The 14,488-nt window shown below is 67.7% G+C and carries 13 protein-coding genes; 11 read left to right on the top strand and 2 right to left on the bottom strand.

Features of this window, described 5'->3' with window-relative positions:
- Positions 1 to 74 precede the first annotated feature (74 nt).
- The 8 genes from ACMGRF_RS00395 (at position 75) to ACMGRF_RS00430 (ending at position 9,338) form a co-directional block, all read left to right on the top strand.
- Complete coding sequence (locus ACMGRF_RS00395) at positions 75 to 1,271, top strand: hypothetical protein (RefSeq protein WP_180880929.1); 1,197 nt, start codon at positions 75 to 77, stop codon at positions 1,269 to 1,271.
- A complete protein-coding gene (locus ACMGRF_RS00400) occupies positions 1,262 to 2,362 on the top strand; it encodes a hypothetical protein (RefSeq protein ID WP_032953880.1) in 1,101 nt (366 codons plus the stop codon). The genes ACMGRF_RS00395 and ACMGRF_RS00400 overlap by 10 nt, the downstream gene beginning before the upstream one ends.
- Before the next feature lie 100 nt (positions 2,363 to 2,462).
- A complete protein-coding gene (locus tag ACMGRF_RS00405) occupies positions 2,463 to 3,140 on the top strand; it encodes a hypothetical protein (protein ID WP_005415096.1) in 678 nt (225 codons plus the stop codon).
- 16 nt (positions 3,141 to 3,156) lie between these two features.
- A complete protein-coding gene (locus ACMGRF_RS00410) occupies positions 3,157 to 4,809 on the top strand; it encodes a CsgG/HfaB family protein (protein ID WP_414485537.1) in 1,653 nt (550 codons plus the stop codon).
- Between the two features lie 268 nt (positions 4,810 to 5,077).
- Positions 5,078 to 6,727: a M28 family metallopeptidase gene (locus tag ACMGRF_RS00415; protein ID WP_049411451.1), complete on the top strand. Its 1,650-nt coding sequence runs from the start codon at positions 5,078 to 5,080 to the stop codon at positions 6,725 to 6,727.
- A 211-nt stretch (positions 6,728 to 6,938) separates the two neighbouring features.
- Positions 6,939 to 8,198: a sensor histidine kinase gene (locus tag ACMGRF_RS00420; protein ID WP_099486372.1), complete on the top strand. Its 1,260-nt coding sequence runs from the start codon at positions 6,939 to 6,941 to the stop codon at positions 8,196 to 8,198.
- Positions 8,188 to 8,958, top strand: a complete 771-nt coding sequence (locus tag ACMGRF_RS00425) for a LytR/AlgR family response regulator transcription factor (RefSeq protein WP_095379173.1) — start codon at positions 8,188 to 8,190, stop codon at positions 8,956 to 8,958. Before ACMGRF_RS00420 ends, ACMGRF_RS00425 begins: the two co-directional genes overlap by 11 nt.
- A 35-nt stretch (positions 8,959 to 8,993) precedes the next feature.
- Positions 8,994 to 9,338, top strand: a complete 345-nt coding sequence (locus ACMGRF_RS00430) for a hypothetical protein (RefSeq protein ID WP_049411441.1) — start codon at positions 8,994 to 8,996, stop codon at positions 9,336 to 9,338.
- Positions 9,339 to 9,377: 39 nt separating this feature from the next.
- Here the strand turns inward: ACMGRF_RS00430 and ACMGRF_RS00435 are convergent, their stop codons facing one another.
- The gene (locus tag ACMGRF_RS00435) at positions 9,378 to 9,992 is read right to left on the bottom strand and encodes a hypothetical protein (protein WP_049411437.1); all 615 of its coding nucleotides are present in this window, start codon (positions 9,990 to 9,992) and stop codon (positions 9,378 to 9,380) included.
- Between the two features lie 309 nt (positions 9,993 to 10,301).
- On the opposite strand from ACMGRF_RS00435, the gene ACMGRF_RS00440 reads away from it, so the two are divergent.
- A complete protein-coding gene (locus ACMGRF_RS00440) occupies positions 10,302 to 11,231 on the top strand; it encodes an oxygenase MpaB family protein (RefSeq protein WP_180880933.1) in 930 nt (309 codons plus the stop codon).
- Positions 11,232 to 11,340: 109 nt separating this feature from the next.
- Here the strand turns inward: ACMGRF_RS00440 and ACMGRF_RS00445 are convergent, their stop codons facing one another.
- Complete coding sequence (locus ACMGRF_RS00445; protein WP_049411431.1) at positions 11,341 to 11,928, bottom strand: TetR/AcrR family transcriptional regulator; 588 nt, start codon at positions 11,926 to 11,928, stop codon at positions 11,341 to 11,343.
- 132 nt (positions 11,929 to 12,060) lie between these two features.
- Between ACMGRF_RS00445 and ACMGRF_RS00450 the strand changes: the two genes are divergently transcribed.
- Positions 12,061 to 13,275: an MFS transporter gene (locus ACMGRF_RS00450; protein ID WP_414485538.1), complete on the top strand. Its 1,215-nt coding sequence runs from the start codon at positions 12,061 to 12,063 to the stop codon at positions 13,273 to 13,275.
- A complete protein-coding gene (locus tag ACMGRF_RS00455) occupies positions 13,272 to 14,444 on the top strand; it encodes an MFS transporter (protein WP_414485539.1) in 1,173 nt (390 codons plus the stop codon). The genes ACMGRF_RS00450 and ACMGRF_RS00455 overlap by 4 nt, the downstream gene beginning before the upstream one ends.
- The last annotated feature ends 44 nt before the right edge of the window (positions 14,445 to 14,488 follow it).

The raw sequence follows: 14,488 nt of genomic DNA on the forward strand, positions 1-14,488 counted from the left end.
TGAGCGGCTATGTTTCGCGCCCAGCGGACGCATCAGCGTCCGCATTCCGTGCGTATTGACCGAGGAGCGGTTGGATGTATTCAAGGACGAAGAGCGCATCGCGCGCTTTTGCGCGCCTGCTTGCCTGTGCCCTGTGCCTGGCCGTATGGCCGACGGCCGTGCAGGCCGCGGACAAATCGCAGCAGGCCTATTGGGCCGGTTTTGCCTATACCGCTGACGCCGCCGCCGTGCAGGCGACCACCCCTCATGCGCATGCGGTGCTGGAACGGCGTGGCCTGGTCCCGCTGAACCAGACCCTGGCGCAGGGGCTCAAGCGTCGCCCGCCGGCCAACCTGGAACTGATCGACCAGCCGGTGGCGATGCTCGACGGCACCACCAGTGCCACCGTGCTGGCGGCCGCGCTGGACCGCGAACTGGTCTCGGTCGAGCCGATCGGTGACCAGTACAAGGTGCTGGTGGAAGTGGCGCTGCAGGCGTTGTTCTTCGACTTCCGCGAGCGCCAGGTGATCGCGTCCTATCCGCTCACGCTGCAGCGCATCGACGTGCAGGATTACCGACCGGACAACGACGATATCGACGCGATCGTCGCCGATCTGCTGTATGGCGGCGCCGATACCAGCCTGTCGCAGGTGCTGGCGGCCAGCCTTGCCCAGGCCAGGTTGCCCGACGCGGCGGTGCGCCGTCTGCAGGTCGGTGGTGTAACCCTGTCCGACGCGGTCCGCGCCAAGCTGCCCGACCTGAAGTGGGAAGCGCCGCTGCGCGCCACCCTGGCCCATGAACTGTCCAAGACGCTGTCGTCCAACACCGGCGTCGGGCTGCTGCCGCCGGCCTCGGGCCAGGCGATCGGCGGTGCGATGGCGGCGCGCTTTGCCGACGGCAAGGTCTACCAGCTGAAGATTCCCGAGCCGGACTATGTCATCACCGTGCAGGTCGATGCGCTGAAGAACGGCGTCATCAATGAAACCCCGGCGATGAAGACGATGCTGTTCGGCGCCTTCTTCACCGCCAAGGTGACCGAGCCGTTCTCGGGGAAGGTCTATTTCGAACAGCCGCTGCGCAAGGGGGCCACCAAGGTGGTTCCGGCCACGCAGTGGCAGGTCGACCAGTGGTCGGCCAGCTACGAAACCCTGCTGGCCGGGCTCGACGCCTTCGCCGGCGCCGCCGCCAAGCGTGCCGATTCGCGTGCCTGGCTGGACGAACAGAAGCCGGGCGGCCGCCCGTTGCAGCAGCAGACCCAAGCCCTCCAGGAGTTGATCAAGTCATGTCGTTGATGCGTACCATCCTGCTCATCCTCATCGCGCTGGTGGTGGCCTCGCCGGTCGCTGCGCAGACCGCGAGTTCGCGCGGCACCGGCTCGGCCAGCTACGGCCTGCGCCTGAGTGCCGATACCCGTGCCCAGGCCCTGAACAAGGCCAAGGTCAATGCCCTGGAGGCGTACATCGCCGAAACCGGTGCGGCCAAGCTGCGCCTGTTCGAAGCGCGTCGCGCCGAGTTCATCGGCGAGATCGACCGCTACGTGCTCAGCGCCGTGCAGCTGTCGGACACCGAAGACAAGAAAGCCAAGACCTACACCGTCACCGTCCGCGCCGAGATCAACACCACCCTGCTGCAGACCAAGCTGGATGCGGGTTCGGCCGTTGCCGGTGCCACCGCCGCGCAGCGCTCGCTGCTGACCTTCCTGTTCATGGCGCGCTCGCAGGACACCGTGCAGTCGTTCCAGGACAAGGAATACCGCCGCGTCGACGCCAGCAGCAGCTACAGCGAGAACACCCGTGAGGGCGACAGCTTCCGCGGCAACTCGGTCAGCACCAACGGCAGCATCAACCAGAATGGTTCGGTGTCGGTCACCAGCGGCGGCAGCACCACCGCGCGCGCCGACAACATCACCTGGAAGGTGGCCAACGCCGCCGAGGTCAACACCGCGATGACCGGTGCCTTCAGCGCCGCCGGCTACGAAGTGGTTGAAGCCGAATACGTGGAAGGCGAGTCGCGTGGCCTGCTCAGCATCGAGCGCATCCGCAAGGACTTCAGCACCGGCAACGACCTGGCCCCGGCCACCCTGCGTGACACCGCCAACGGCATCCGTGCAGCCAACATTCCGTACATCGCCGTCGGCACCCTCGACATCGGCATGCGCGACCGTGATCCGGCCAGTGGCAACACCCGCGTGTTCGTCACCGTTACCGGCAAGGTACTGGATGTGACCGGTCGTTTCCCACGCACCGTGTCGTCGGTCGGCCCGGTGCAGTTCTCCGGTACCGGCCCGAATGAAACCGTGGCCCGTACCAACGCACTGCAGCTGGCTGCCGAAAAGGCTGCCCAGCAGATGATCAACGAGCTGAACGTCAAGGCAGTGCGCTGATCCGCCGCCCCGGTGGGTGCCGAGCGCGCTCGGCATCGCCCCGGGGCTTACCGATTCCCCACGTGCCGCACCGCGGCCGTCTCTCCCAAAGGACTCTCACATGATCCGCAATACCGCTCTTGTCCTGGCCATCGCTGCCGCCACCCTGTCGATGCCGGCGCACGCTGGCCTGGGCAAGCTGAAGGACCTGGCCGGCGCCGCCACCGGTACCTCCAGCAGCAGCGCCTCCAGCGCCGCCGCACCGGATGAAGCCGCGCAGGAAGCACTGGTGCGTCGTTTCGTCAGCTCGCAGTCGCACTCGCTGCAGGCCCAGACCTCGTTCGCCCGTGCCTTCGGCCTGGCCGAGCAGGTGCAGCTGCTGGAAGCCGAGCGCCAGGCGCTGTCGTCGGGTTCGGTCAGCGTCGATGCGATGAAGAAGTCGGTGTCGGTCAGCGAAGCCGCTCAGGCCGCGATCGACGAGCGCCAGGCCGCGCAGCCGGAGCTGAACGCTGAATCCAAGCAGCACTATGCCGAAGGCCTGGTCTCGCTGCTGGCTTCGGCTGCCGAAGCGCAGAAGCTGGGCGGCGAAGCCAGCAACTTCACCGCCGGCATGAAGAACCTGGGCGCCACCCAGATGGCCACCGTCGGCCGCAAGCTGGCTGCCGGTGCATGGGTGGCCAAGGAATCGCCGGGCTTCATCCAGGGCCTGTACGGCTCGACCAAGTCGGCCGTGACCTTCGCCAAGAAGAGCAAGGTGAAGGTGCCGTCGAACGCCGATTCGATGCTCGACTCGATCTGATCCGAGGATCAACCCCATGCGTACGACCTCCCGTTTGATCGGCCTGGGCCTGGCTGCCGTGCTGCTTGCAGCCTGCGGCAAGCAGGACGCCCCGGCCGCCGATGCGCCCACACCCGCCAAGGACAAGGCAACCAGTGCACTGGCCAGCAATGCGCCAGTGGAAGCCGCGCCCCTGCGTGGCACGCCGGATTTCGGCGGCACCACCCAGGTCGCGCGCGAGGCCGATGGCATCGGCAGCACCCCGGAACTGGCGGTGCTGGCGGCGCTGCAGTCGGCGGTGGCGCAGGTCAACGGCGTACGCGTGGCCAGCCAGATGCAGAGCCTGCGCGCAGGCCTGCATGTGGACGTGGATGACGAACACGTCGGCGATATCCGCGCCGACGCGTTCACCCAGCAGATGATCGCCGGCTCGCAGGGCGCGGTGCTGGGCTATGAAATCCTGTCGCAGGACGAAGTGCGGCAGCTGGACGAGGAAACCATCGCCCGCGTGCGCGCCAGCGATGAAGGCTGGAGCTTCAAGGGCTCGGCCTCTGCCAGCGCCTCTGGCGAAGCCACGGCAAAGGGCGGCGGTGCCTCGGCCAGTGTCAAGGAGCGCTACGACGAGAAGGTCAGTGTCGATGCCAAGCGTGGCGCAAGCTCGTTCGATTCCGACGTGACCCACCGCAGCATGCGCAGCTACTGGAAGGTACGCGTGCGTGCCCAGATCGCCCAGTACCGCGCACCGGACGAGCAGGGCAAGCCGAAGATCGTGGTCGCGCTGCCGCGTACCAAGGCCGGCAGCTATGCCGTGGGCGATGGCCGCGTGAGCGCCGATGAAGTGGCCGACGCGATCCGCGCACGCCTGTCCGACACGCTGACCCAGACCCAGCGCTTCATCGTGCTGGATCGCGAGTTCGGCGACGAACTGCAGGCCGAGATCGACCACATCAACAGCGGCAACGTGCGTCTGCAGGACACTGCCCGCGTCGGCCAGCAGCTGGCGACCGACCTGATCCTGATCCCGACCATCGAACGCTTCGAGTACCCGCGCAGCGTGCGCAACCTGCGCATGTCCGATCGCCAGGTGACCTCGTACTCTGGGGGCGGCCGCATCACCCTGCGCCTGGTCAACGCCACCACCGGCCAGGTGGTGATGTCCGACAGCTTCGACCACCAGCTGGCCTCGACCGGCCCCAGCACCCTGCCGCGCGTGGTCAACGGCCGCAACATGGCTGCGGCGATGATGGAATCGCTGTCCGGCCAGATCGGTACCAGCATCGTCACCACGCTGTTCCCGGTATCGGTGGTATCGGTGGACGGTGATCAGGTGGTGCTGAGCCAGGGCGGCGAGACCCTGCAGGCCGGCCAGCGCTGGCAGGCCGTGCGCCTGGGCGAGGAACTGAAGGACCCGCAGACCGGCCGCTCGCTGGGCCGCAGCGAACACCCGTGCTGCACCATCCGCATCGACCGCGTGGCTGCACAGACCTCGTACGGCACCATCGAAGATGGCGTCGACGCGATGCGCGGTGGCTTCCGTCCGGGCCAGATCGAACTGCGCCAGAAGCTGGGCAGCAAGCCGGCTGCCGCCGCTGCTGCGGGCGGGACTGGCCCGGCTGCAGCGGCCGCACGCCCGGCGGCCAAGCCGAAGCCCAAGCCCGCCGCGGCCCCGGCCGAAGACCCGAACTGGTAACACGCCCAAGCAACACACAGATGGGGTCAGAGCCCTTTCCCGCCGGGAAAGGGATCTGGCCCCTTCGTGTTTTCGTCCGTGTCGACCCGGGTCGACAGCCAGCAACAGCAGCGGGACCGACCCGCCATCCCACGGAATGCCACTGTTGCTTCGGCTGTTGCCCCCGACGTTGCCGGCCAGCGGCCGGCACTACCGCAGGTGCAGGGCGCAGCCCTGCCGAACCCCTTACCCCTTACACTCCAGAAGGATTTCCCTGCTGGAGAGAGCAATGAAACGAGTGGTACTGGGCGTGCTGGCCCTGTCGGTGTCGAGCGCACTGATGGCAGCCACCCCGAAATTCGATGGCGCGCGGATCTCCGCCGACGTCAAGGAACTGGCCTCCGATGCCTACGAAGGCCGCTCGCCGGCCACCGCCGGCGAAGAGAAGACCATCGCCTACCTCAGCAAGCAGTTTGCCGACGCCGGCCTGCAGCCGGGCGGCGACCTCAAGGACGGCAAGCGTCTGTGGACCCAGGCCGTGCCGCTGCGCAAGGGCGACATCGTCGGCACACCGCAGCTGGCGCTGCACCAGGGCGGCAAGACCGTGCCGCTGGAGCAGGGCAAGCAGATCGCCGTGCGCGCCGCCATGAACGGCGCCAGCAACGTCGACATCAGCAAGGCCCCGCTGGTGTTCCTCGGCTATGGCGTGAAAGCGCCGGAGCGCAACTGGGACGACTTCAAGGGCGTGGACCTGAAGGGCAAGATCGCCGTCGTACTGATCAACGATCCGGATTTCGAGACCGGCCAGGGTGATTTCGACGGCAAGGGCATGACCTATTACGGCCGCTGGACCTACAAGTACGAGGAAGGCGCGCGCCAGGGGGCACTGGGCGTGCTGATCGTGCACGAGACCGCACCGGCCTCCTATGGCTGGGCCACCGTGGCCGGTTCCAACACCAACACCATGTTCGACGTGGTGCGCGACAACCCGGCCGAAAGCCACCCGCTGCTGGAAGGCTGGATCCAGCGCGACCTGGCGGTGGAGCTGTTCCGCTCGGCCGGGCAGGACTTCGAGGCGCTGAAGAAGAAGGCGCAGCAGCGCGACTTCACCCCGGTGCCGCTGACCGGCGCCAGCCTGGACGCCAAGTACGCGGTGAAGACCGAAGTGATCACCTCGCACAACGTGGCCGCACGCCTGGAAGGCAGCCGCCACCCGGACGAGACGATCATCTACAGCGCGCACTGGGACCACATCGGCGTGGGCGAGCCGGACGCGCGCGGCGACCGCATCTTCAACGGCGCACTGGACAACGCCAGCGGTACCGCCTCGCTGATCGAGCTTGCCCGTGGCTTCGCCAAGGAAAAGCGCCCGCAGCGCTCGCTGCTGTTCCTGGCGGTCACCGCCGAGGAAAAGGGCCTGCTGGGTTCGGAGTACTACGCCACCCATCCGCTGTACCCGCTGGAAAAGACCGTGGCGGTGATCAACATGGACGGCATGGCGCCGTTCGGCCCGTCGCGTGACTTCGGCATCTACGGTGCCGCGCGTTTCGAGCTGCTGGACCAGCTGAAGGACGTGGCCAAGGGCTGGGACATCCGCTACACGCCGGACCCGAAGCCGGAAGCGGGCCTGTTCTTCCGCTCCGACCACTTCCCGTTCGCCAAGCGTGGCGTGCCGGCGCTGTCCTGGTCGGCCGGCCAGGACTGGGTGGACGGTGGCGTCGCCGCAGGCAAGAAGGCCTCCGAGGACTACACCGCCAAGCGTTACCACCAGCAGGGCGACGAATGGCAGCCGGACTGGGTGTTCGCCGGTGCCGCCCGCGACCTGGAAGTGCTGTACACGCTGGGCAACCAGCTGGCCAACGCGCGCAGCTGGCCGAACTGGAGCAAGGACGAGTCGTTCCGCGCCGTGCGTGACGCCAGCGCCGACCAGCGCAGGTAAGGGAATGCGCCGGGTTCGCCCGGCGCCTCCCGGGTAGTGCCGGCCGCTGGCCGGCAACCTTGTGATGCTTGCGGAGGTCATGGGGAGCCGGCCAGCGGCCGGCACTACCAGAAGGCCTTCCATCCCCACTTTCCCGGCCTTCGTCGCAGCCTGCTTGCTTGCCCGGCGGGCCGCCCTATGCTCGGCTCACCCCCTTCCTCAAGGCGCCGCCGTGTTCGCCAGCCTCTCTCTCCTGTTCCGTCACCTGCTGGCCTGGGCTGCGGCGCTGTTCGTCGCTGGCATGGTCTGGAGCGGCATCTTCAGTGGCATGAACGATGGCCCGGGCTGGATCTTCGGGCTGCTGGCGATGTTCCTGATCATTTCCGCGCTCGGCAGTGCCATCACCCACATCCGCCGGGTCTGGCTGGTGGCCGGTCGCCTGGATGCCACCACCCTGTCCGGCCGCCAACGCCGCCAGATCGAACTGCCGATGGACGCCGGCCACGCCTTCTCGGTGGTGGAGGCGGCGATCTCCGAACTGCCCCGCGTGGAAGACGTGGAAAGTTCGGCCGGCAGCCTGCAGGTGCGTGCCTATGTTCGCCGGGTCGACCTCTGGAACGGTCGCCAGCCCTCGCGTTGGAACCTGCCGGCGCGGCTGGCGATCAAGCGCAACAGCGTGCTGGCAACGGTCACGCCGGGGCAGGGCACCAGCACCGTTACCCTGCTGTTCGAACCCGATGCCGGCTGGTGGGCCGACCTGCTGGCGCTGGACGAGGGCAGCAACTTCGAGAATGCCGAAGCGGTCACCCGCGCGATCAGTCGCCGCGTCGCCGACCAGCGCCGCGACGAACAGGCTGCGGCCGAACAGACCCAGGTGGAAAAGGAACTGTCGGTGGCGCGGCTGAACCTGCTGCATGCGCAGGTGGAACCGCACTTCCTCTACAACACGCTGGCCAATGCGCAGGTGCTGACCCGCACCGACCCGGCACGGGCCGAGCAGATGCTCGGCCACCTGATCCAGTACCTGCGCAGCTCGTTGCCACAGGTGGACGAATCGGTGTCCACGCTGGGCGTGGAGCTGGAACGCACCCGCGCCTACCTGGAGATCCTGCGCATCCGCATGGGCGCACGGCTGGCGGTGGAAGTGCAGGTGCCCAACGAACTGCACAGCGTCCACCTGCCGGCGATGGCGCTGCAGACACTGGTGGAGAACGCGATCAAGCACGGCCTGGAACCCAAGCCCGGCGGCGGTACGATCTGGATCCTGGCGCGCGGCTTCGACGACCACGTGACCGTGACCGTGGCCGACGATGGCCTCGGCTTCGGCCACGGTACCAGCGGCACCGGCATCGGCCTGAAGAACCTGCGCGAGCGCCTGCGCCTGACCTGCGGTGAGCAGGCCGGGGTGGCGATCGTCGCCAACTTCCCCAGCGGCGTGGCGGCGACCATGACCCTGCCGCAGTCGCCCAAGGAGCGCAGCCATGCCGCTTGAAGCCCTGATCGCCGAAGACGAAGAGCTGCTGCGGCAGTCACTGGTGGAGCAGCTGGGCCGGCTGTGGCCGGAACTGAAGCTGGTGGCCGAGTGCGAGGACGGCGCCAGCGCGCTGGAGCAGCTGGCCGAGAAACAGCCGGACATCGCCTTCCTCGATATCCGCATGCCCGGCATCAGTGGCATCGAGGTGGCACGTTCGCTGTCCGAGCTGAGCCCGCGCACCCAGGTGGTGTTTGTCACCGCGTACGACCAGTACGCCATTGACGCGTTCGAGCAGGGCGCGATGGATTACCTGCTGAAGCCGGTCAGCGACGAACGCCTGTTGGCGACCCGCGAGCGCATCCTGTCGCGGCTGCCGTCGACGCGGCAGGACGATGCCGTGCTCGAGCGCCTGCTGCAGCGGTTGGGCCCGTCGCAGGGCGCGGCCGAGCGCCCACCACTGGCCTGGATCACCGCCAGCAACGGCCGCGAGACGCAGCTGATCATGCTGGAAGACGTGGCCTACTTCCGCGCGGACAACAAGTACACCACCGTGGTCACCGCCACCGGCGAAAGCCTGTTGCGCACGCCGTTGCGCGAGCTGCTGGAAGTGCTCGATGCGCAGCATTTCCGCCAGATCCACCGTTCGACCATCGTCAACATGAAGGCGGTGGCGGCGGTCAGCCGCGACGATACCGGGCGCGGCGTGCTGCGCCTGCGCGGGCGCACGGAGACGCTGGTGGTCAGCCAGCCGTTCATGAGCCTGTTCCGCGGCATGTAGCCGCACCGTCACTGCCCCTGCACCGAGGAGCAAACATGTCCCGTCTACTGATTGCGTGCGTTGCCGTGCTGGCACTGGCCGGCTGCGAAAAATCCCGCAACACCTCGATCACGCGCACCCACGCCAACGGCGTGGACACGCTGTACAGCAAGGCTACCGTCGTCGATGGCGAGGCGCGTTTCCAGTGCATCGCCAGCAGCAGTGGCGCCTGCCACTACCTGGTGCTCGATCCGGGCTGCAGCCCCGATGCGGCGTGTGCCACACCGCCGCTGCGCCGGTTCGCAGTTGCAGCAGGCAAGACCGAGGCCATGCGTGGTCTACCCAACGGCTTCCGCCAGTGCGTCAGCCAGGACCCGATAGAACACTGCCACCGTGAGTGATCACGGTGGCAGTGTGGGTCCCCCCGCTTCCCTGAAGGCTCAGTAGGCAGGTTGCAGTGTCAGGTCGTGATGGTGCTCGGTCTCGCCCACATGGTTGAGGCGGCCGACCAGTTCGGAGTGCTGCTTCATCCGGCCGATCTCGGTCATGATGCGGATGTCCTCGTGGCGCAGTTCGCGCCTGGCGGTGACCGCCTGCTTGTAGTCCAGCACTTCCGGGTAGTGCTCGGCCAGGTCCAGCGCCTCGGCCACGTGCTCGACGCTGTCGGCCTTGGAACTGATGCGGGCGCGGCTGTTGAAGGCCTTCATCCAGCGCTCGAAGCCGGCCTGCTGATCGAACATGTTGGCCATGAACCAGATCACGAACAGGATCGAGACCCAGGAGCCGAAGACGATCACCACGCGGGTGAAGGTGATATGGAAATCGTCGCGCCACAGGTAGTTGGCAATCAGGCCGAGGATCAGCAGCGAGGCCGCCTGCCAGCCAACGATCGACGCGATCAGCCACTGGCACTTGGCCTGGGCCAGCACCGCCACTTCATCGCGGATCTGCTGCTCGCTCAGGTTGCGCCAGTGCGCCACCTGTTTGTCGAACGGGCTGCTGTAGAGCTCGTTGTCGCGAAGCAGAATTCCCAAACCCTTGAACAAAGCAATCATGGCTGGCTCCTTGTGGAACGTGCGTCGATCAGCATTGGACGGTGTGGCAGGTCCAGTTCTAGCACTTCCAGCGGGCCGTGCAACGGGGGCAATGCCAAGCGGCGCAAGGGTTTGACCGGTGGGAGTGAAAATTGATGCGCTGCAGCAGCGTAGTCGCAGCCTGCGACAGGATGTCGCAGGGTGAAACGTGCTGCGGCCGCACATGAAACCGTCGCTGAGCGGGGAGGCTCGCCGCCGGAGGCGTGATCGCCGAGAATCGGAGCCAACCGCGCAAGACGCGACTGTTCTTCCGCCTCTCCTGGACCTGTGATGCCGGCTTTGCTGCAGCGACTCTCCCGCCCCGTCACGGCGCCGATCCGGCGCTGGGTGCTGGAGGCCTTCCCCCGTGGCCAGAGCGGCATCGATTACGACCAGCCGCTGGGTGACCCGGGTTGGTTTGGACCCGACAGCGTGACCTGGCGCCTGCACGCCGAGTTCCCCTCGATGCTCGCCGGCGGCCTGTGCGCGCTGATGCTGCAGACCCTGCACCCACGCGCGCTGGCCGGGGTCTATGACCACTCCAATTTCCGCCAGGACCTGGTGGGACGCCTGCGTCGTACCACGGCCTTCGTTGCCGGCACCAGCTACGCGCCCAGCGGCGAGGTGGAGGCGCTGCTGGCCAAGGTGCGCCGCATCCATGCGCAGATCCGCGGCCAGACCGCGCAGGGCGAGCCCTACGCCGCGGACGATCCGCAGCTGCTGACCTGGGTACACGTGACCGAAGCCTTCGGTTTCCTGCAGGGTTTCCGACGCTACGGGCGCGAGGTGCCGGCGAACATCGCCGATCGCTATTACGACGAGTACCGTTGCGTGGCCGAGGCACTGGGCGCGGTGGATGTGCCGCGCAGCGAAGCGGAAGTGGCGGCGTACTTCTGTGCACGTCAGCCGGAGCTGCGTGTGGATGAGCGCTCGCGCGAGGTGCTGGAGGTGCTGTCCGGCGTGCGCCTGCCGGTACCGGTGCCGGGGCTGTCGCGCGAGGTGTTCCTCGGTGCGGGCGCGGCGCTGCTGCCGGACTGGGCCGAAGGCATGCTTGAACGCAGTGGCCGTCAGCGCGCCCAGGCGGCGGCGTCTGCGAAGCTGATGCAGGGCATGGCGCCGCTGTTCCGCCGCGCGCTGCCCGATGGCCTGGCCAGTCGCGCCTGTGCGCGCATGGGCGCGCCGGTGGAGATCCTGCGCGAGTGGCCCACCGTTCCCCGGTAGGTGCCAACCTTGGTTGGCACGCGTTGCGCGTGGTGCCGCAGGAGCGCCAACCAAGGTTGGCATCTACCAGCGCGGATTCCGCAGTATCCACGCCATGCGTGGATGGGCCTTACCCCGCCGACTTCAACCCGCGCAACAGCATCTCCAGCGCCGCCGTCGCCTGCCGCAGGCGCACGTCGCCATCCTCGCCCTCGGCGATCCAGAACGCGGCCTCGGCCAGGCTGCCATAGATCAGCGACGCCAGCGCCTGCGCATTCACCGGCGCCACCGCGCCCTGGGCAACCAGATGTTCGATCAGGTGCTGCATCGAGTGCACGCAGTGGCGCTGCGAGTCCGGTGAGGCGCCACCGAGCACCGCGCGCGCATCGCGCAGCACGATGCGCTGGATCTCCGGCTCCAGCGCCATCTCAAGATAGGCGCGGCAACGCTGCACGAAGCCCTCCCAGGCATCGTCGGCGGCATCACTGATCGCCTGCAGGCGCTGGTCGGTCTCGGCATCGAGCTGGGCGACGACAGCCGCCAGCAGCCCCTTCTTGTCGCCGAAGTGGTGGTACAGCGCGCCGCGGGTCAGCCCGGCCTGGGCGGTCAGGTCGTCCATCGAGGTGGCGGCATAGCCATGCTCGCTGAACACCCGGCGGGCGGTGTCCAGGAGGGTGGCGCGGGTTTCTTCCATCTCGGCGCGGGTGCGACGAACCATTCGGAGCTCCTTACATACGGAGTGCATGATTATTTACATACGACGCGTATGAATGTAGCCTCTTATTCATACGCTGTGTATGTATTGTCGTGGCGCGCTGTGCGCCAGGCAAGTCGCTGCCTTGGAGAACTGATGGCTACCCCCTACCGCGACCTGTTCACTGCCCCCGGCACTGCCGGCCTTGCCCTGGCCGGGCTGGTGGCGCGCCTGCCGCTGCCGATGACCGGGATCGGCATCATCACCCTGCTGTCCCAGCTGCGTGGCAGCTATGCGCTGGCCGGTGCGGTGTCGGCCACCTTCGTACTGACCTACGCGCTGCTGTCGCCACAGGTGTCGCGCTGGGTCGACCGGCGTGGGCAAAACAAGGTGCTGCCGTGGGCCACTGCGGCCAGCGCGGCCGGTCTGCTGTTGCTGCCCGCATGCACGCTGCTGGCTGCGCCGGACTGGATGCTGTTCATTGCGGCGATGCTGTGCGGCTGCATGCCCAGCGTGTCGGCGATGGTGCGTGCGCGCTGGACCGCGATCCATCGCGGCCGTCCGCTGCTGCAGACCGCGTACTCGCTGGAGACGGTGTTCGACGAGGTGACCTTCATTGCCGGACCACCGTTGTCGGTGGGACTGTCGGTGGCCGTATGGCCACAGGCGGGCGTTCTGGCGGCGGCTCTGCTGCTGGTGCTCGGGGTGATCGCACTGGTCCTGCAGCGCGGCACCGAACCGCCGCTGCAGCCCCGCGAGAGCGTCACCCCCGTGCGATCACTGCTGCGGCGGCCGGAAATCCGCCTGCTTGCGCTGTTGATGCTGGCGATGGGGATGATCGTCGGCACGGTCGACATCACCAGCGTCGCCTTCGCCGAACAGCGGGGGCAGCCGCTTGCTGCCAGCGCGGTGCTGTCGGCCTATGCGTTGGGCAGCTGCGCGGCGGGCCTGCTGTTCGGTGCACGGACGCTGCAGATACCGCTACCGCGCCTGTTGCTGACCGGCGCAGCGGCCACCGCACTGGCCACGGTGCCGCTGCTGTGGGTCGGCAGCCTGCCGGTGCTGGCCCTTGCGGTGCTGCTGGCCGGGGTGTTCTTCGCACCGACGATGATCGTGGCGATGTCGCTGGTCGAACAACACGTGCCCGAATCGCGCCTGACCGAGGGCATGACCTGGCTGCTGGCCGGATTGAACATCGGCGTGGCGCTGGGCGCAGCGCTGTCCGGGCAGAGCGTCGATGCGGGGGGCGTGCGCAGCGGTTTTGTGGTGGCGCTGGCGGCAGGCGGCGGCGTGCTGCTGTTCGCCGTGCTCGCGCAGCGTGCGCTGCGCCCGTCTGCCGCGTCCAGATCCCCCGAAGGAGTCATCCCGTGAGCGCGTCATCGCCTGCGCATCCCGCGCCCGTGGCCCGCCATCCGTGGTGGGCGGTGTCCGCCGTGGGCCTTGCCACGTTTTCGGTGGTCACCACCGAAATGCTGCCGGTCGGCCTGCTGACCCCGGTCGCTGAAGATCTCGGCGCGTCCACCGGTACGGCCGGCCTGATGATCTCGCTGCCGGCCGTGCTGGCGGCGGTGTTCGCACCGCTGGTGGTGATTGCAGCCGGTGGCATCGATCGTCGCCGCATCCTGTGCGCGCTGCTGGGCCTGCTGCTGGTCGCCAACCTTGCGTCGGCACTGGCACCGGACATCGGCTCGCTGCTGGCCGCGCGCGTACTGGTGGGGTTCTGCATGGGTGGCATCTGGGCCATCGCCGGTGGGCTGGCAGCGCGCCTGGTACCTGCGCAGCGCATTGGCCTGGCCACTTCGATCATCTTCGGAGGCGTGGCCGCAGCTTCGGTGCTGGGTGTTCCGTTGGGCGTGCTGATCGGGGATGCCTGGGGCTGGCGCAGTGCGTTCGTGGCGATGACGTTGTTCAGTGCGGCGGTGATGCTGCTGCATCTGCGGGTGGTTCCCGCGTTGCCGGTCAGCACATCGGTGCGGCCGCGGCAGTTCGTGCAGCAGCTTGGCCAGCGCAACCTGCGGCGTGGCCTGTGGCTGACCGGGCTGCTGGTGTCCGGGCACTTCATCGCCTTCACGTACGTGCGGCCGCTGCTGACGTCCGTATCGGGCGTGGATGCGTCGTGGATAGGTGCACTGCTGTTTGGGTACGGCCTGGCTGGCATCGCCGGCAACTTCATCGCCGGGCCTCTGGCTGCGCGCCATCCACGGGGCATGCTGCTGGCGATAGCCTTGGGCCTGCTGCTGACGCCTCTGCTGTTCCTGTGGGTGGGAAATACGCCCTCCGCAGGTATTGCGGTGCTGCTGCTGTGGGGTCTGGCCTATGGCGGTGTATCGGTGGGCCTGATGAGCTGGATGATGAAGGCGGTGCCGCAGGCCGTGGAGATCGCCACCGCGCTGTATGTGGCGGTATTCAACATCGGCATCGCAATGGGCGCCTGGAGTGGTGGCCGCCTGCTGGATGGCGTGGGCCTGCATGCGAATCTGTGGGCTGCAGCGGTGTTGGCTGGGAGTGCCCTGCTGATGGTTGCCACCACCCGCAGGTAGAGCCACGCCATGCGTGGATTCCCACCCTGTGCCGACCAAGGTTG

It is taken from the genome of Stenotrophomonas sp. EMP41 (assembly GCF_047495535.1).
GTDB lineage: Bacteria > Pseudomonadota > Gammaproteobacteria > Xanthomonadales > Xanthomonadaceae > Stenotrophomonas > Stenotrophomonas sepilia.